Annotated in this window: 18 protein-coding genes; 5 read left to right on the top strand and 13 right to left on the bottom strand. The window is 59.4% G+C overall.

What is annotated here, in order from left to right:
• Nucleotides 1-63: 63 nt before the first annotated feature.
• A complete protein-coding gene (locus KO498_RS03705) occupies nucleotides 64-366 on the bottom strand; it encodes a hypothetical protein (protein WP_215958527.1) in 303 nt (100 codons plus the stop codon).
• Nucleotides 367-461: 95 nt separating this feature from the next.
• Between KO498_RS03705 and KO498_RS03700 the strand changes: the two genes are divergently transcribed.
• Nucleotides 462-1052, top strand: coding sequence for a TetR/AcrR family transcriptional regulator (locus KO498_RS03700; protein WP_215958526.1), 591 nt, complete (start codon nucleotides 462-464; stop codon nucleotides 1050-1052).
• Between the two features lie 44 nt (nucleotides 1053-1096).
• On the opposite strand, the gene KO498_RS03695 is transcribed toward KO498_RS03700, so the two are convergent.
• Genes KO498_RS03695 through KO498_RS03665 form a run of 7 tightly spaced genes read right to left on the bottom strand, consistent with a single transcriptional unit; the run spans nucleotide 1097 to nucleotide 7881 of the window.
• Nucleotides 1097-2029, bottom strand: coding sequence for a 2-hydroxyacid dehydrogenase (locus KO498_RS03695; RefSeq protein WP_215958525.1), 933 nt, complete (start codon nucleotides 2027-2029; stop codon nucleotides 1097-1099).
• Entirely contained in the window at nucleotides 2026-2277 is a 252-nt protein-coding gene (locus KO498_RS03690; RefSeq protein ID WP_215958524.1) for a hypothetical protein, read from the bottom strand. Before KO498_RS03690 ends, KO498_RS03695 begins: the two co-directional genes overlap by 4 nt.
• A gap of 6 nt (nucleotides 2278-2283) precedes the next feature.
• Nucleotides 2284-3423, bottom strand: a complete 1140-nt coding sequence (gene rodA / locus KO498_RS03685; protein WP_215958523.1) for a rod shape-determining protein RodA — start codon at nucleotides 3421-3423, stop codon at nucleotides 2284-2286.
• A complete protein-coding gene (gene mrdA, locus KO498_RS03680; protein WP_215958522.1) occupies nucleotides 3420-5336 on the bottom strand; it encodes a penicillin-binding protein 2 in 1917 nt (638 codons plus the stop codon). Before mrdA ends, rodA begins: the two co-directional genes overlap by 4 nt.
• Before the next feature lie 11 nt (nucleotides 5337-5347).
• On the bottom strand, nucleotides 5348-5887 hold the full coding sequence (locus tag KO498_RS03675; protein ID WP_215958521.1) for a rod shape-determining protein MreD: 540 nt from the start codon (nucleotides 5885-5887) through the stop codon (nucleotides 5348-5350).
• Nucleotides 5880-6800: a rod shape-determining protein MreC gene (gene mreC, locus KO498_RS03670; protein WP_215958520.1), complete on the bottom strand. Its 921-nt coding sequence runs from the start codon at nucleotides 6798-6800 to the stop codon at nucleotides 5880-5882. The genes KO498_RS03675 and mreC overlap by 8 nt, the downstream gene beginning before the upstream one ends.
• Nucleotides 6801-6834: 34 nt before the next feature.
• Entirely contained in the window at nucleotides 6835-7881 is a 1047-nt protein-coding gene (locus KO498_RS03665; RefSeq protein WP_215958519.1) for a rod shape-determining protein, read from the bottom strand.
• A gap of 271 nt (nucleotides 7882-8152) precedes the next feature.
• Here KO498_RS03665 and KO498_RS03660 point away from each other — a divergent pair, with 271 nt between their 5' ends.
• Both KO498_RS03660 and KO498_RS03655 read left to right on the top strand, forming a co-directional pair.
• Nucleotides 8153-8425 carry a hypothetical protein gene (locus KO498_RS03660; protein ID WP_215958518.1) on the top strand — a complete coding sequence of 91 codons (273 nt, stop codon included), beginning with the start codon at nucleotides 8153-8155 and terminating at the stop codon, nucleotides 8423-8425.
• A 339-nt stretch (nucleotides 8426-8764) separates the two neighbouring features.
• Complete coding sequence (locus KO498_RS03655; protein ID WP_215958517.1) at nucleotides 8765-8932, top strand: hypothetical protein; 168 nt, start codon at nucleotides 8765-8767, stop codon at nucleotides 8930-8932.
• A 26-nt stretch (nucleotides 8933-8958) separates the two neighbouring features.
• Here KO498_RS03655 and KO498_RS03650 read toward each other — a convergent pair whose 3' ends face one another.
• From KO498_RS03650 to KO498_RS03640, 3 genes are all read right to left on the bottom strand, one after another.
• A complete protein-coding gene (locus KO498_RS03650) occupies nucleotides 8959-9600 on the bottom strand; it encodes a L,D-transpeptidase (protein WP_215958516.1) in 642 nt (213 codons plus the stop codon).
• Nucleotides 9601-9825: 225 nt separating this feature from the next.
• Complete coding sequence (locus KO498_RS03645) at nucleotides 9826-11391, bottom strand: 2-isopropylmalate synthase (protein WP_215958515.1); 1566 nt, start codon at nucleotides 11389-11391, stop codon at nucleotides 9826-9828.
• A gap of 11 nt (nucleotides 11392-11402) precedes the next feature.
• Nucleotides 11403-11759 (bottom strand): cupin domain-containing protein, encoded by a 357-nt coding sequence (locus KO498_RS03640; protein ID WP_215958514.1) that lies wholly within the window; start codon nucleotides 11757-11759, stop codon nucleotides 11403-11405.
• A gap of 307 nt (nucleotides 11760-12066) precedes the next feature.
• Between KO498_RS03640 and KO498_RS03635 the strand changes: the two genes are divergently transcribed.
• The gene (locus KO498_RS03635; RefSeq protein WP_215958513.1) at nucleotides 12067-14283 is read left to right on the top strand and encodes a heavy metal translocating P-type ATPase; all 2217 of its coding nucleotides are present in this window, start codon (nucleotides 12067-12069) and stop codon (nucleotides 14281-14283) included.
• 4 nt (nucleotides 14284-14287) lie between these two features.
• Complete coding sequence (locus tag KO498_RS03630) at nucleotides 14288-14704, top strand: VOC family protein (protein WP_215958512.1); 417 nt, start codon at nucleotides 14288-14290, stop codon at nucleotides 14702-14704.
• 7 nt (nucleotides 14705-14711) lie between these two features.
• Here the strand turns inward: KO498_RS03630 and KO498_RS03625 are convergent, their stop codons facing one another.
• Nucleotides 14712-15122 carry a hypothetical protein gene (locus KO498_RS03625; protein ID WP_215958511.1) on the bottom strand — a complete coding sequence of 137 codons (411 nt, stop codon included), beginning with the start codon at nucleotides 15120-15122 and terminating at the stop codon, nucleotides 14712-14714.
• Nucleotides 15123-16568 (bottom strand): MORN repeat-containing protein, encoded by a 1446-nt coding sequence (locus KO498_RS03620; protein WP_215958510.1) that lies wholly within the window; start codon nucleotides 16566-16568, stop codon nucleotides 15123-15125. It abuts the gene before it with no gap.
• Between the last annotated feature and the right edge of the window lie 7 nt (nucleotides 16569-16575).

Genomic DNA, 16575 nt, shown 5'->3' with positions numbered 1-16575 from the left:
AATGCGTGCAGACAGTTTTTCGGGATTCGCTCGCGCCAAAAGTGGTTAACGCTGCGAACGCTGCTATTCAGGATCAATCGGCGCGACACCGGTGCGCATCCGCTGTTTTGTGCCAGCATCGACCACAGAACGACGCAGGCGCGCAGCGCGGGCCTGGAGTGCGGAAACCCGCCCTGAAAGTGCCGCGGTGCTTTGCTCGGTGATGCGCGGCGCAGGTGTTGCTGCCGAAAGCTCGTTGATGGGCATAAGCGTGGGGAAGTCTGCGGCCTTGGCCTCATCAGACAGTGTTGCGTCAAGCTCGGGGAAGGTTGCGCAAGCCGTGAGCGAGGCGATAAGTAGTAGGGAACCGGAGAGGGGCAAGCGCATGCAAAAGACCTTTGTGTTGCCTTTTGATGCCCCAGCAGGCGGCAAGGTGCAAGGTTTGGCTTTGATTTGAACGTTTGTTCAGTTAAATCTAGCTTATGGCACGCACACAAGGCTCACATTCCGGAACCACAGGCCCCAGAGTTCGCAAGGCTGCGCTCGGGTTGTTTGCGCAGCACGGCTTTGCTGCAGTGTCGATGCGCCAGATCGCCAAGGAAGTTGGCGTGCAGGCTGGAGCGCTTTACAACTACACACCAGACAAGCAGAGCTTGCTTTACGAGTTGATGTTCGAGCACATGGACGCGCTCCTAACCGCGCGGCGCGAAGAAGCTGTGGCTGACATGCCGCCGATAAAAGCGCTAGAGAACTTTGTGCGCTTTCACATCCGCTTTCACATTGAAAAGCCGGATGAGGTGTTCATCGCCTATATGGAGTTGCGCGCGCTTGAAGATAGCAACTTTGCCAAAATCGAAGCCCTTCGGCGGACCTATGAAAACGAGCTTGAGAGCATCTTGCAGCGTGGCATAGAGAGCGGCGACTTTGCGCTTGATGACGCGCGCCTGGCTACCTTTGCGGTGCTGTCGATGCTCACGGGCGTGAACACGTGGTTTCGGGCCGGCGGGCGGCTGAGCTTGGCCGAAGTCGAGACAGTTTACTGGAACATGGTGCGGCGTGCGGTTGTGGCTTAGAGCCCCTGTTAGAAGCCTGTTTAGAAGCCCGCTTAGTAGCCCACTTAGTAGCCCGCTGTGCGATCAACCAAGTGCAGGAGTTCCTCACCTGCCTCGCAGCGGCGGATATTCTCTGCGACAACTCCAGCCGATGTTTCGGCGCGGGTTTCCGAGGCGATGTGCGGCGTGACCGTAACCTGCGGGTGCGCCCAGTAAGGATCCTCGGCGGGCAGTGGCTCAATGCGAAAGACGTCAAGTGTGGCATGGGCGATCTGGCCGGTGTCCAGCGCGCTGAGCAGGGCTGCGTCGTCGATCAGAGGGCCGCGGCCAGGGTTGATGACAAAGCTGCCTTTGGGCATCAGCGCCAGCGTTTCGGCGTTGAGCGTATTGGCTGTGTCAGGTGTCGAAGGCAGCAGCAGAACACAGATCTGGCCGTGCGCGAGCGCCTGTTTGAGGCCCTCGTCGCCGGAGTAACACTTGATGGTTTCGTGCTGCTTTGGTGAGCGCGACCAGCCCGCTACGTTAAAGCCAAGAGCTGCCAGCGCCTCGGCGCAGGCGAGGCCCAACGTGCCAAGCCCCAGCACTGTAACCGTGCGGCTGCGCGACAGCGGCGGGCAGACGGCAACCCAGTCATGCGCAGGGTTGATGATCTGGGCATCCATGCCGAGATGGTGGCGCAGCGTGTGGCCGGTAACCCACTCGACCATGCCCTGTGTGAGGCCCTCGTCAACCAGCCGGGCGAGCGGCACTTTAAGGGTTTTGTTACCTGTTATGGTTTCAACACCGGCAGCTAGATTGAGCACAGCTTTCAGGCGTGTGAAGGGGGTGAAGTCCTTCACCGACGAGCTCGGAGAGTAGATGATGTAATCAACCACCTCTGGAGCAAAGTCGCAGGACAGTTGCACATCAAGGCCAGCTTCGGCAAAGGCGCGGTTGAGCTCGGGTTCGTAGTCAGACCAGCGGCTTTGCGTGCCAGCGTAGAGGGCATTGAGTGTCATGGGTTACGATCCTTTGTGTTTAGTCGGCTTTTGATAAGAGCGAGCAGTGCCAGCATAGAGATGCCAATCAGCAAGATGATCATGCCGCGGCTGATCATGGCGTTGAAGTCGATGTTGTTGAAGTAGTCTCGCGCTGTGGCTGTGTCACTGTCAGCGCTGGCGGCGAGGGCTTTGCCGAGCAAGATGCGCAGTGCGCCGAGGGCGATGAGCAGCCAGGCGGCCCAATAGCCGATGCGAACGAGAAACATGCAGCGTTACCTCGGTTTGTGCACATGCGCGCTTTGGACGAGGCCAAAGGCGATCATCAAGACCAGCATCGCAGAGCCGCCGTATGATATTAGCGGGAGGGGCACGCCAACGACCGGGATGAGGCCCATGACCATTGCCATATTGACCGAGAAGAACAAAAAGAAGGCCATAGCGATGCCGAGGGTCAGGAGCTGTCCGTAGCGGTTGGAGTTGCTCAGGGCCGAGCTGATGCAGAACATGATGATCAGAGCGTAGAGCGTGAGCAGGGTGATCGCGCCGACAAAGCCGAACTCCTCGGAGAGGGTGGTAAAGATAAAGTCGGTGTGCTTTTCGGGCAGGAAGTTGAGGCGGCTTTGTGTGCCTTGCATGAAGCCGCGCCCTGTCCAGCCGCCGGAGCCGAGAGCGATTTTGGATTGAGTGATGTGATAGCCTGCATTGAGCGGATCAGCGGCAGGGTCAAGGAAGGTGTCGATACGTTTGTATTGGTAGTTGTTGAGCAGCTGCCAAGTGGTTCCGCGGCTTTCAAACACAGCAACCAGCAGGCCCACACCAGAGGAGATGACTGCGAGGAAATAAGCCCAGTGAACACCCGCCATGAACATCAGCGCGCCGCCGCCCGTGAGCAGCAAGATCGCGGTTCCCAGATCGGGTTGGCGCAGCACAAGGGCTGTGGGAACAAGTATCAGCGCAACGGGGATCGCGACCCAGAGCGGGTGTGATATCTTTTTGAGCGGCAACCAGTCGTAGTAGGCGGCGAGCAGCATCACGAGGGTGATTTTCATCAGTTCGGAAGGTTGCAGGCGCATAAAGCCAAGGTTGATCCAGCGTTGCGCGCCCATGCCAACGTCACCGAACAGCTCGACCGCGACCAGCAACATCAGCGAGACGCCATAGGCCACTGCCGAGATGTTGCGCCAGAAATAGATCGGCACCATTGCGACGAAGATCATCAGTATGAAACCAACTCCGAAGCGCTTCATTTGTGGCTCGGCCCAGCGCGAAATGTCACCGCCTGCCACGGAATAGAGCATCAGAAAGCCGACACTGGCCACAGCCGCCAAAAGCAGTGCGAGGGGCCAGTTGAGATAGAGAAACTTGCGCGGGCCGGTGGGCACAAATTTGATGTTATACTCAAGATAGCTCACGCACGGCTGCCTTTGCTGGCGGGCTCGGGGCGCAGGGCGCGCAACTTTTTCTGTTGGTTGCGAATGCGGCCGCGTTGTCCTGAAGGATACTCCGACAGAGGCGGGTCGTCGCCGTAGAGAGCTTGCAGGGTGATGTCGCGCGCGATGGGTGCTGCCGCCGTCGAGCCGCCGCAGCCGTGTTCGACGACAACGGCAACCGCGATGCGCGGGTTGTCGTAGGGCGCGAAGTTGACGAACAGCGCGTGGTCGCGTTGCTTCCAGTCAACCTCGGCACATTTAACCCGCCGCGAGATAACCTGCGATGTGCCGGTTTTTCCGGCTATCTGGGTTTCCTTGCTCAACGAGCGTGAGCCGCGTGCCGTGCCGCGCGAATGGTTCACCACTTCAAACATCCCACGGCGAATTTGCCTCAGGTTGTTCTCGTTGAGGCCTAAAGGCTCGCCCGCGCCGGTGGGTTGCTCTTCACCGTCGATGGTTTTGATAAGCCGTGGCTCGACGGCGCGGCCTGTGGCGATGCGAGCTGTCATAACCGCGAGTTGCAGCGGCGAGGCCAGCACAAAGCCTTGCCCGATCGAGGCGTTGACGCTGTCACCCAAAACCCAGTCTTCACCTTTGACGCGCTTCTTCCAGTCCTTGGTTGGCGCAAGGCCCGACGCAACGGCCGACATAGGCACGTCGTGCCGCTCGCCAAGGCCGAGGCGACGGGCCATAGCCGAGATGTTTTCGATGCCGGTTTGCAGCGCCAACTCGTAGTAGTAGACATCACAGCTTTCACGCAGGGAGCGGATCAGGTTGACGTTGCCGTGGCCGCCGCGCTTCCAGCAGTGGAACTTTTGCGAGCTCACATCAAGATGCCCGACACAGCGGAAGGTGTCTTCGGCGGTGACAATGCCGGCTTCAAGCGCCGCGAGGGCCGTAACCATCTTGAAAGTGGAGCCGGGCGGGTAAGTGCCTTGCACCGACTTGGCAACAAGCGGGCGGTGGTCATCTTCGGTCAGGGATTTGTAGTCGGCAACCGAGATACCGTTGACAAACAGGTTCGGATCAAAGGCCGGTGCCGAGCCGATGGCCAGCAAGTCACCGGTTTGAACGTCGATCACCACAGCGGCGGCACTGTCATCACCCATGCGGGCCTGCACGTAGTTTTGCAGGTTGTGGTCGATGGTCAACTGCACGTCACTGCCTTTGGTGCCTTCAACGCGGTCAAGCTCGCGGACTTCGCGGCCCGAGGCGTTGACTTCAACGCGCTGGGTTCCCGCTTTGCCACGCAGGTTGGCTTCGCGCCGCGCTTCAAGGCCGGTCTTGCCAATCTGAAACCGTGGCAGACGCAGGAGCGGATCCGGATCTTCGATGCGGCCAAGGTCGTAGTCGGACACGGGGCCGACATAGCCGACAACATGGGTGAAATCAGGGCCGAGCGTATAGTGGCGCGACAGGGCGACTTGCGGCTCGACACCGGGCAGGGCGGGGGCGTTGGCTGCCACGCGCGACAGCTCTTCCCAGCTGACTTTGTCGGCAACCGTGATCGGCACATCGCCGCGCCGCTTTTGCATTTGCTCAAGCGCGTCGGCCAGAAGCGCAGGGTCAAGCTCGACCAATTGCGAGAGTTTGGCGATGGTTTCGTCAATATCGCCGGCATCTTCGCGGGTGACGGTAATGCGATAGCTCTGGATGTTTTCGGCCAGCACCCTTCCGGTGCGGTCAAATATCTGGCCGCGCGCAGGCGGCAGCAGGCTGACTTTGATGCGATTCTCTTCGGCGAGAAAGCGGAACTGATCACTTTGCTGCACTTGCAGGAAATGCATACGCGCCCCGAGCGCGCCGACAAGCCCGACTTGCAGCCCACCAACAAGCAAGCTGCGGCGGGTGACGAGCGCTTGGCTCTGGGTCTTTTCACTGGCACTTTTACGCATTTTGCACCCTTTCAGAGACGCTCGCCAAGGGCGTTCACTTCACCCAGCGACGGCTTCTTGAGCCCGAAGAATAACCAAGAAACCCCGATAACAACAGGGTAGCACAAAATTGTGAGCACGATTTGCATCAGCGCTACCTTCAGCGCAAGCGATTGCACCAAAAACAAGGCCTGAATGATGCGAGAGAGGCCAATGACGGCGGTGATGGCCACGGCGGCGGCAAACCACTCGACGCTGAACGGCATGTCACGCACCCGACTCGCGCGTGACTTAAGCCCCTCAAGGGCCAGCAACGACAGGGCGGCAAACAAGCCAGGCGGGCGCATGAACATTAGGTCAGCGAAGAGCATCACGAGGGCAAACAGAGATGTTGGCACAAAGTCGGGCCGCCGCAACGCCCAGCCGAAAGCCATCGCCAGCACGAGGTCGGGTGCGGCCCCAGCCGTGGGCGCGGTTTGAAGAGGCACGAGGTGTGCAAAGATCACCAAAGTGCTCAGAACGACAAACACCGCACGCATAAACCAAAGCCGAACGAGGGAGTTCTCATTCATCTTCGGCCTCGGTTGTTGGGTCTTCCGGCGGATCACGCTCGGCTCCAAGAACGCTCGCGGGCAGCACAAGCTTGCCCGGATCGGCAATGCGCTCGGTGCCGTAATTGCGCAGAACGCGCAGGAACTCGAGGCGCTCGTAGTCAGCCGCGAGACGCACCCGCATACGCCCGCCCGGAGCAATAGCAATATGCCCGACCAGCACGCCAGAGGGGAAAACCTCACCGTCGCCAGCTGTAACGACACGGTCACCGGGGCGCACGAGGTCACGGTTTTCGATGAAGTCGATCGGTGGAGCGAGGCTGTTGTCGCCGATCACCAGCCCGTGCTGGCCGGAGGGCTGAATGCTGACAGGCACGCGGCTGGCCACGTCGGTAAGCAGCAACACGCGGCTGCTGCGACCGCCCACGCCCGAGATGCGGCCAACCAGTCCGATGCCGTCCATCGCGGCCCACCCATCAAGGATACCGTCGCGCGCGCCGACGTTGATCAACACCGACTGGCGATAGGGCGAGCCACTGTCAGCCAGCACAACGCCTGTGATGTAGGTGAGGCGCGGATCAAGGCGCACATTGTTGAGATCAAGCAGGCGTGCGTTCTCTTGCTCTAGCTGCAAGGCCGCCTCTTTCCAGCTTTTCATTTGCTGAAGTTCGCGTCGAAGCTCTTGATTTTGTTCGTAAATTTTTTGATAGCTCTGAAAGTCGCTGATCAGGTTGGCCGTGCCTGTCACCGGTGCCATTGCCCAATCAAAGTTGGGCACAACCCGATCAACCACAGCTGTTCTGAAGCGCTCGACACGCGGGCTGTCGATCCTCCAGAGGATAAACACCGCGATCAGGAGGAGTACCAGAACGACCGTCACCAGCCGCTTGAGCGGGCCTGTGAACTCTTCACTTTTGAATGCGTCGTTTGCCAAGATCAGCCTTCCTTACAGCGTTAAGGTCGGTGTTTTAGCTGTCGTAGTCAATTACATGCGAGAGTTGGGCTTCATACTCCAGCGCCTTGCCGGTGCCCAGTGCCACGCAGTTCAGGCTTTCGTCAGCGATGCTCACACCGAGGCCGGTTTGCTCACGCAGGGCCAAGTCAAGCTCGCCCAAAAGTGCGCCGCCGCCGGTGAGCATAACGCCGCGGTCAACGATGTCGGCGGCCAAATCAGGCGGGGTGGTTTCAAGCGCGGTCATCACCGCTTCGCAGATTTGCTGCACCGGCTCGCTGAGGGCCTCGGCCACTTGCGCCTGGCTGATGTCGGTTTCTTTCGGGACGCCAGTGAGCAAGTCACGGCCACGCACCTGAATAGAGGTTCCGCGTCCGTCGTCGGGCATACGCGCCGTGCCGATGCTGGTTTTGATGCGTTCAGCGGTGCTTTCACCGATCAGCAGGTTTTGCTGGCGGCGCAGGTAGCTGATGATCGCCTCATCCATGCGGTCACCCCCGACACGCACGGAGCGGGCATAAACGATGTCACCAAGCGAGAGCACAGCAACTTCGGTTGTGCCGCCGCCGATGTCGACAACCATGTTGCCTGTCGGATCGGTGATCGGCATGCCTGCACCAATTGCGGCAGCGATCGGCTCGGCTATCAGGCCACAACGGCGTGCGCCTGCGCCCAGAACAGACTGGCGAATCGCACGCTTTTCAACCGGTGTCGCGCCGTGTGGAACACAGACGATGACTTTAGGTTTGGAAAACGTCGACCGTTTGTGAACCTTGCGGATGAAGTGTTTGATCATCTCTTCAGCAACATCGAAGTCTGCGATCACACCTTCGCGCATCGGGCGGATGGCCTCGATCGTGCCTGGTGTGCGGCCGAGCATGAGCTTTGCGTCTTCACCCACAGCGAGCACTTTTTTGACGCCGTCTTTAACGTGATAGGCCACCACAGACGGTTCGTTCAGAATCACGCCTCTGCCTTTGACGTAGACAAGCGTATTGGCTGTGCCAAGGTCGATCGCCATATCAGAAGCGAAGAGGCCGGGGAGTCTATCAAAAATCGACATATGTCTGCGTGATCCTGCCAAGAGTTTTCAGCGCGTCAGATGACTCGCGTGTTCGTTGTGCGGTATATAAGCCCGCCTTGCCAGTGACGAAAGGGGGAAACGGGATTTGATAGGCGTAATACCCTCGCGGAAAGCGCGGATTTTCGCCAAATAATGCCGAATGCGTGTTGCGCGTGCCATGTTGTGAGCTGCTAAATGCAAAAGCAGCGGGTTTACGCTGGCCTCTTGCGGCAAAATCGCTCAGTCTTAGGCAAGAACAGGGGATTACTTTATGAACAAGTTGACGATGATGCTGGGCGCGACGGTAGTATTGCTTGCCGGTTGCGAAGAATTCGAGGGCATGAGCAGCCCGAACTCACAGGTGCTGAAAAATGTGCCAGAGGAAGTTCTGGCGCTCGCCGGCCCGGGCCAGCCCTTAGACGCGCTGCGCAAAAATCCGGTAGACGGCTGCTATGAGTATCAGCATGTCGGGCCAGTCGAGACGACGTTCCTGCCGCTGCGCACTGCCAATGGCAACCCGATCTGCACGGCTGTCGCAAGCTGAGGCTCGGCGCTCTTGGCTTGAGCCTGTTGGCTGAAAACGCCGCCGCAGACGCGATAGGCCCAGAGTTGAAATGCGCGCTATGACAGCGTCGTGTTTCATGGGCTGATCGGAAGGAGTTGTTGGCCGCCGATGTCAAAGCCTAAGTGCGCATTTTGGAAAGTTTGTTCGTCGAAACTCGGCAAGGGATTCGGCAAGGGACATGCGGTTTTCTGTCGCTAACTTGCAAGAATTCGGTTGAACTCTGCGTGATCGTGCAATCACGTCCCATGATGCAAGCTTTCAAACCCTGCTTGAGGCCGTGCGTGAGGCCTACGGCGCCTCCTCTGGCAGCGCGGTTTTATGCGCAAAGGGCACGAGGACGAGACGCTGACCGAGACGCTGGCCGAGGGGCAGACGTCCTTTCACGAAAGCAACCAGCCACATGCGATGAAGACTGTTGAGCAGCCTGTCCTCTGTCTGGTGGCATGGCGCAGTGCGTTTGAAACAGCACTGGTTTTGACGCGGTGATCAGGCGACGGGCCAAGGCTGCTGCCTTAAGCCGGATGCAGATGCGCCGTCGAGCCTTTGGCGACGTTGTCATAGAGGCCATTGATATGGGCCATGACCATGCGCACGCAGCCCGAGCTGGCGCGGCCGCCGATGGAGCGGGGGTTTGGCGAGCCGTGGATGCGCAGGTATGTGTCGCGGTTGCCGCTAAAGAGGTAGAGCGCGCGTGAGCCGAGCGGGTTGCGCGGGCCAGCGTTCATGCCGTCTTCATATTGTTTATACTGGTCCGGCTCTCGTTTGATCATCGCGGGCGTCGGTGTCCATGTCGGCCACTTTTTCTTGACCTTGATGGTGTAGGTGCCCGCCTCATAAAGGTTGCCTTTGGCGATGGCACAACCATAGCGCATTGCCATGCCGCCTTCGCGGATGTGATAGACATAGCGCGCCACGGCGTCGACGTGAACATCGCCAACTGTGAGGCCGTCGTGCGCCTTCACCATCTGCGGCAAAAAGCGCGGGTGAAAGCCCCAGGGGTTTGAGGTTTCAGGTACATAGTCAGCCGGGGTGATCTGTGCATCCCATTTGTCCCACATCGACGGCGGCGAGATTGGCGCGGCGCTGACAGATGTCGCGATCGGGCCAGAGAACATTGCGGCAGATGTAATGATGAAATGACGGCGTGTGAGCATGTTTAGAATCCCCTCTAAGAATCTCGTCTATAAAATGGCAGCTTGGCTTATATTAATCTGATGCAGCCATCCGACGCAAATAGCCAATCACTTCGGTGTGAATCGAGAGTGAAGTGTTGTTTTGCTGGCGGTGGATTTGAGTATTTTTGCCAAAGGAAAAGTCTGAGGGAAGAGAGCGCAGCTTAGGGTGCGCTCTCTATGGGTGCGGGGTGTATGAAGGTGTGATCAGTGATCTTTGTAGTTGATCTCTTTCATGTCTTCACCGGTTTTGCCGCGGCGCACGAGCAGGCGGTTGAGGGCGTGGATGTAGGCTTTGGCTGAGGCAACAACCGTGTCGGTGTCGGCTGACTGGCCTGTGGCGATGTTGCCGTCTTCCTCAAGGCGCACCGAGACTGTGGCCTGCGCGTCGGTGCCTTCGGTTACGGCGTTGACTTGGTAAAGCTCCAAGCGGGCGGTATTGGCGTGCAGCTTGCGGATGGCTTTGAAGGCGGCGTCAACCGGCCCGTCGCCACGCTCGATGGCGGTGCTCTCGGTGCCGTCGATGTCCATCACCAGCGTCGCCTCGGCCGGGCCACCTGTGCCGCAGACCACGCGCAGGGTGATCAGCTTGAGCTTATGTGCTTCACTGTCTTCGCCAACCCCCATGAGGGCGATGATGTCGTCGTCAAACACCTCTTTCTTGCGATCCGCCAAGTCTTTGAAGCGCACGAACAGGTCTTTGAGTTGGTTGTCGCCAACCTCCAGCCCCAGTTGATCAAGTTTGTCGCGCAGGGCGGCGCGGCCCGAGTGTTTGCCCAGCGGCAGTGATGTGCCAGCGAGGCCCACGTCTTCGGGGCGCATGATCTCGAAGTTTTCGCGGTTCTTGAGCATCCCGTCCTGGTGAATGCCGCTCTCGTGGGCGAAGGCGTTTTTGCCGACGATGGCTTTGTTAAACTGCACGGCAAAGCCCGAAACCGTCGCCACACGCCGCGAGATGTTCATGATCTTGGAGGTGTCGACATTGGTGTGCCACGGCATGATGTCGTGCCGCGTTTTGATCGCCATGACGATCTCTTCCAGCGCTGTGTTACCTGCGCGCTCGCCGAGGCCGTTGATCGTGCATTCAACCTGACGCGCACCGCCAGCGACGGCGGCGAGGCTGTTGGCTGTCGCCATGCCAAGGTCATTGTGGCAGTGCGTTGCGAAGATGACTTCGTCAGCGCCCGGTACGGTTTCGATCAGGCGCTTGATCAGATCGGCTGATTCTTCGGGCGCGGTGTAGCCGACGGTATCGGGGATGTTGATCGTGGTGGCGCCAGCCTTGATCGCGATCTCGACGGTGCGACAGAGATAGTCCCACTCGGTGCGCGTGGCGTCCATCGGAGACCACTGCACATTGTCGCAGAGGTTGCGGGCATGAGTCACGGTTTCGTGGATCTTGTCGGCCATCTCATCCATGGTCAGATTGGGAATGGCGCGGTGCAACTCGGACGTGCCGATAAAGGTGTGAATGCGCGGCTGTGCGGCATGCTTCACCGCTTCAAAACAGCGGTCGATGTCCTTAAAGTTGGCGCGGGCGAGGCCGCAGATCACGGAGTTTTTGCTGCGCTCTGCAATCTCTTTGACGGCGTTAAAATCGCCTTCGGAGGCGATCGGGAAGCCAGCCTCGATGATGTCTACACCCATCTCGTCAAGCAGCATGGCGATCTCGAGCTTCTCGTTGTGGGTCATGGTTGCGCCGGGCGATTGCTCGCCGTCACGCAGGGTTGTGTCAAAAATCAGGACGCGGGATTTGTCGATTGCTTGTGTCATGTTTGCTACTTTCAGATGTGGTCTTTGGGGGCAGGTGCGCGGTCGGCACTGCCTGAATTGGGTTCGCCCTTAGGCTCGATCAGAAGGACTTTGACTTCTTCAGCGGCGCGGGGCCGGTGTGTGACGCCTTTCGGCACGATATGCACCTCGCCAGCGCTGACTTTCACAGGCGCGCCGCCCTCGTAGTCCATCATCATTTCGCCCTCGAGCACGAGGAAGAAATCATCGGTGCTCTCGTGAAGGTGATAGGGGAACTCGCCCTGAAACTTCACCACCATGATGTCGTTTTCATTGTAACTGGCGATCACTTTGGGATCCCAGTGAGACGAGAAGAGCGCCAGCTTATCGGCGAGGTTAATGCTGTGCATTTTGATAGTCCTTAGCGTGTTTTGAGTGTGCGGCGCGGCTTACCCTCTGAGCGGACGCGCCAATCTGGCACGCTCAGAGGCAGCTAAGGAGTAGGAGCGCCGAGAGGGCAAAACCGCAAAGAACGGCCAGCGGCAAGGTGTCTTGCGCGGCGGTCTTGGCTTGAGCCTTGGTGCGAGTCTCGGTGTTCATGGGCAAAGTTATAGCGTGGGTTTTGGTGAGTTAAACCCCTTTTTTGAAATTGATGACTTTGCAGCCCTTGACCTTCCCCTAACTGGAAGGCGTATCTGCGACTCAAGAGGTGCAGAAATGAGCAAGATGCGACTGTCAAAATATAGGGTGTCACTAGAAGGGATGAGCTGCGCGGGCTGCGTTGGTCGCGCAGAGGCGGCTATTGTCGAGGCGGGCGCACATGACGTGAGCGTGAACCTCGCCACCCATGAAGCCAGCTTTGAGAGCGACGCATTGGAGGCGGTGTTGGAGCGGCTGGACAAAGCGGGTTATCCGGCGACGCAACTGACAAGCGAAAGCGAGACCGTGCTTGAGCGACAGACCCGTGAAGCCAGCGGTTTGAAGCGTGATATGCTGATCGCAGCGGTGCTGGCCTTGCCGGTGTTTGTCATCGAGATGGGCGGGCATTTGGTGCCGGTGTTTCATCATTGGATACAGGCCACCATCGGCCAGAGCACCAGCTGGATGTTGCAGTTCGTGCTGACGACGCTTGTGCTTGTCGGCCCCGGACGACGGTTTTACCAGCAGGGGCTGCCAGCACTTATGCGCGGTGCGCCAGAGATGAACAGCCTTGTCGCGGTTGGCACTTTGGCGGCTTATGCCTATTCGGTTGTGGCGCTGTTTTTTGCGGGCCTGCTGCCTGCGGGAGCGCGGGCGGTTTACTTTGAGGCCGCGGCGGTGATCGTCGTCTTGATCCTTGCGGGGCGTTACCTGGAGGCGCTGGCCAAAGGGCGCACTGGCGCGGCGATTGCGCGGCTGGTCGAGCTGGCGCCTGCAAGCGTTGAGGTGCTGCGCGGCGGGTTTGTGAGGGTGGATCTGAGCGAGGTTGTTGTCGGTGACACCCTGCGGGTGAAGCCGGGTGAGCGTGTGGCCGTGGACGGCGTTGTGTTACGCGGCGCGAGCCATGTAGACGAAGCGATGCTGTCGGGGGAGCCGCTGCCCGTACGCAAGCGCGAGGGCGATGTTCTGACAGGCGGCACCGTCAACGGCGCAGGCGTTCTGGAAATGCGCGCCGAGGCCGTTGGCGGCGACACGGTGCTGGCCGGAATTGTGCGAACAGTGCAGGACGCGCAGGCTGCCAAGCTGCCCATTCAAGCGCTGGTTGACCGCGTGACCATGTGGTTTGTGCCTGCGGTTATGGGCTTGGCTGCGGTGACGGTTCTGGCGTGGCTTTTGCTTGGCGGCACTGTCGCACAAGCGCTGGTTGCAGGTGTGTCGGTGCTGATAATTGCCTGCCCCTGTGCGATGGGGCTGGCAACGCCGACGTCGATCATGGTTGGCTCTGGTCGGGCGGCGGAGCTCGGCGTTTTGTTTCGCAAAGGCGACGCATTGCAACGCTTGGCCGAGGTGCAGATCGTGGCTTTTGACAAGACGGGAACGCTGACCGAGGGCAAGCCACAATTGACGGATTTTGCGGTTGCCGAGGGGCAGGAAGAAGCAGCGCTGTTGAGGATGGTTGCGGCGGCAGAGCAGGGCAGTGAACACCCGATTGCGCAGGCTTTGGTCGCAGCGGCTTCAGCGGCAGAGGGCAAACCGGCAGAGGTGAACGGCTTTGAGGCGCTCTCGGGGCTTGGGATCAAAGCGCAGGTTGAGGGGCGGGAGCTGTTGGTTGGCACGGCGCGTCTGATGCGCGAGAACAATGTAGAGTTGGTTGCCACTGATAGCGCTGCGATGGAGGCGGCGGGAAAGTCGGTATCTTACATCGCGCTTGATGGCGAGTTTGCGGGGGTTTTGGCGGTGTCAGATGCGCTGAAGCCGAGCGCTGTTGAAACGGTGAAGGCGTTGCAGGGCATGGGTGTGAAGACGGTGATGATCACCGGAGATAGCCAAGCTGCTGCCGAGCATATCGCCGAGCTGGCAGGTATTGACGAGGTGTTTGCCGAAGTGCTGCCGGAGGGCAAGCTAGACGCAGTGCGCAAGTTGCAAGAGCGTGGCGCGGTGGCGTTTGTTGGCGACGGCATCAACGACGCGCCGGCGCTGTCAGCGGCGGATGTTGGCATCGCCATCGGCACGGGGACGGACGTGGCGATTGAAAGCGCCGAAGTGGTGCTGGTGCAGGGCGACCCCTCCAGAGTTCGCGTAGCGCTTACGTTGGCACGTGAGGTGATGCGCAACATCAAGCAGAACCTGTTCTGGGCGTTTGCTTATAATGCGGCGCTTATTCCGGTGGCGGCGGGGCTGTTATACCCTTTGACGGGCTGGCTCCTCTCGCCGATGCTGGCGGCAGGGGCTATGGCTCTGAGCTCGGTGTTTGTGGTGAGCAATGCACTGAGGCTGAAACGAGCCGGGAGGTAACGGCATGATTGCTTACGTCACCGTTGGCGCCGATGACATTGCGCGCGCTAAGCGGTTTTACTCGGCATTTTTACCTGCGCTTGACTACGGGCTGAAAGAGGGGCCTGAGGGCCTCAGCTATAGGCTTCCGGTTCCTGAAGGACAGAGGGCGACCCTGCCGGATTTCTATGTGAAGCCGACGTTTAACGGGCAGGCCGCGACGGCGGGCAACGGTGCTATGATCGCCTTTGAGGCGCGCAATCAAGCTGAGGTTCGTGCGCTTCACGCTGCTGCCCTTGCTGCTGGTGGGGCGGATGAGGGCCAGCCGGGGTTTCGCACCAGTTACGGGCCGCATTTTTATGTGAGCTACCTGCGCGACCCGCAAGGCAACAAGATCGCGCTGTTCTCAAGTGATCCGCGTGAGCCCGGGCGCGACGGGTAAAAGCAGTTTAGATCTGAAACCACACACCTTCGCGCAGAGCGTCGAAATCAGCCCCCAAGCGGTCGGCGACATGTGCGGCGATTGCGCCGTTTGCGGCTTTGTCGGCATGGGTGAGCAGGGCTTCGACGTCTCGGCCGGAGCCAAGCAGCACGCGGGGGAAGAGCTTGTCGTAGCCTGTCTCGCCGGTGGGGGGCATATACTGATACTTCTCGTGCAGAAGCGCGAAGAGGAAGTAGAAACGCGGCGCGTCGTTGTCCAAAACGCCGAACTCGTCTTCGGTGATTTCAAAGCTGAACATCTTTGAAACAACGCTGCTTTCGACAGGCAAATGATAGACCAATTGCGCGCCTTCACGGGTGACGAAGGGCTCGTAGGGCCGCGCTTCAAGCAGGCAGTCAGCAGGCGCGAGCGGGCTCATCTAGTTGCCTTCGGTTGCGCTTTCTGCTGGCTCTGCGTCGGTGGCCTCGTCTTGCGCTTCCTCGGTCGCCAGAACTCCGCCTGTCCATGTTCCGCTTTCGCTTTGGCCGGTGGCATAGGTCATGGTGCCGGTTCCTTGGCGTTTGCCTTTGACAAAGCTGCCTGTGTAGACGTCGCCGCTCACATATGTCGCAACACCTTCGCCCGAGATCTCGCCCATTGCCCACGCGCCTTCATAGGTGAAGCCGTCGGGCATGGTGATTTTTCCGTTCCCGTCACGCTGACCTTTGGCAAACATACCTTCGTAAACCGTGCCATCGGGATAGGTTGCCTTGCCTTTGCCGTGACGCTCGCCAGCCTTCCACTCGCCTTCATAGCGGTAGCCGTCGGCGTAAGTCATAATGCCGAAACCCTCGTTTTTGGCGTTCACAAAGCTGCCTTCATAGGTGACGCCGTTGGCATAGCGCGCGGTGCCGTTGCCCTCGATCACTCCGGCCTTCCATGCGCCTTCATAGGTTGAGCCGTCAGCATAGGTGATCTTGCCAGTGCCGTCCGGCTGATCGGCGCGGAACTGGCCGACGTAGACCGAGCCATCAGGGTAAGTGACTTTGCCGTTGCCCTCGATGCGGCCCCCAAGCCAATCGCCTTCATAGCGGTAACCGTCCTGGCCTGTGAACACACCTTGGCCCTCGCGGTTGTCGCGCTTGAAGGTGCCGACATATGTGTCGCCGTTCGCGTATGTCAGCTCGCCTGTGCCTTCGCGTCGGCCGGATGCAAATTCGCCTTCATAGACATCACCGTTGGCTTGCGTCAGCTTGCCGGTGCCGTCGATCTGATCAGAGGCCCAAAGCCCTTCGTAGACAAGCCCGTCGGGTCGCGTAAACTTGCCTTGCCCCGAGCGCGCACCCTTGCTGACACGGCCGACATACACTGCGCCGTCAGGGTAGGTGATGCGGCCTTGGCCTTCTTTGGCGTGGTTGACCCATGCGCCGTCGTAGACATAGCCAGAGGGGCTGGTCATCACCCCGTTGCCGTGGTGCATTTTGTTCACAAAGCCGCCTTCATAACGCACGCCGTTGGCGTATTGGGCGCGGCCCTGTCCGGTGATCTTGCCCTCCGCCCATGCGCCTTCGTAGGTGCCACCGTCGGCAAATACGATCTTGCCGACGCCGTGGGGTTTGCCTTTTTCGAACTCGCCCTCATAGACCGAGCCATTGGCAAAGCGTGCCGTGCCGCGGCCTTTGATCTCGCCTTCAACCCAGTCGCCCGAATACTCATAGCCGTTGGGGAGGCGGTAAGTGCCTGTGCCGTGTTGCAACCCGTCTTTGAAGGTGCCTTCATAAACACCGCCATCGTCATATTGCTTTGTGCCGCTGTCTTGCGCGGAGCCGGCAGTCGCGATCATCAGCGCCGCAGCAGAGATTAGCAAAGTTCTTTTAACAGACATCAATCAC

The sequence above is a fragment of the Lentibacter algarum genome (genome assembly GCF_018860975.1).
Lineage (GTDB): Bacteria > Pseudomonadota > Alphaproteobacteria > Rhodobacterales > Rhodobacteraceae > Lentibacter > Lentibacter algarum_A.
The sequence above is the reverse complement of the archived record's forward strand: the minus strand, read 5'-3'. Positions and strand labels throughout refer to the sequence as shown.

Coding starts and splice junctions, on each gene's coding strand:
- KO498_RS03705 (WP_215958527.1), bottom strand. CDS start 366: ATGCGCTTGCCCCTCTCCGGTTCCCTACTACTTATCGCCTCGCTCACG.
- KO498_RS03700 (WP_215958526.1), top strand. CDS start 462: ATGGCACGCACACAAGGCTCACATTCCGGAACCACAGGCCCCAGAGTT.
- KO498_RS03695 (WP_215958525.1), bottom strand. CDS start 2,029: ATGACACTCAATGCCCTCTACGCTGGCACGCAAAGCCGCTGGTCTGAC.
- KO498_RS03690 (WP_215958524.1), bottom strand. CDS start 2,277: ATGTTTCTCGTTCGCATCGGCTATTGGGCCGCCTGGCTGCTCATCGCC.
- mrdA (WP_215958522.1), bottom strand. CDS start 5,336: ATGCGTAAAAGTGCCAGTGAAAAGACCCAGAGCCAAGCGCTCGTCACC.
- KO498_RS03675 (WP_215958521.1), bottom strand. CDS start 5,887: ATGAATGAGAACTCCCTCGTTCGGCTTTGGTTTATGCGTGCGGTGTTT.
- KO498_RS03665 (WP_215958519.1), bottom strand. CDS start 7,881: ATGTCGATTTTTGATAGACTCCCCGGCCTCTTCGCTTCTGATATGGCG.
- KO498_RS03660 (WP_215958518.1), top strand. CDS start 8,153: ATGAACAAGTTGACGATGATGCTGGGCGCGACGGTAGTATTGCTTGCC.
- KO498_RS03655 (WP_215958517.1), top strand. CDS start 8,765: ATGCGCAAAGGGCACGAGGACGAGACGCTGACCGAGACGCTGGCCGAG.
- KO498_RS03650 (WP_215958516.1), bottom strand. CDS start 9,600: ATGCTCACACGCCGTCATTTCATCATTACATCTGCCGCAATGTTCTCT.
- KO498_RS03645 (WP_215958515.1), bottom strand. CDS start 11,391: ATGACACAAGCAATCGACAAATCCCGCGTCCTGATTTTTGACACAACC.
- KO498_RS03640 (WP_215958514.1), bottom strand. CDS start 11,759: ATGCACAGCATTAACCTCGCCGATAAGCTGGCGCTCTTCTCGTCTCAC.
- KO498_RS03635 (WP_215958513.1), top strand. CDS start 12,067: ATGAGCAAGATGCGACTGTCAAAATATAGGGTGTCACTAGAAGGGATG.
- KO498_RS03630 (WP_215958512.1), top strand. CDS start 14,288: ATGATTGCTTACGTCACCGTTGGCGCCGATGACATTGCGCGCGCTAAG.
- KO498_RS03625 (WP_215958511.1), bottom strand. CDS start 15,122: ATGAGCCCGCTCGCGCCTGCTGACTGCCTGCTTGAAGCGCGGCCCTAC.
- KO498_RS03620 (WP_215958510.1), bottom strand. CDS start 16,568: ATGTCTGTTAAAAGAACTTTGCTAATCTCTGCTGCGGCGCTGATGATC.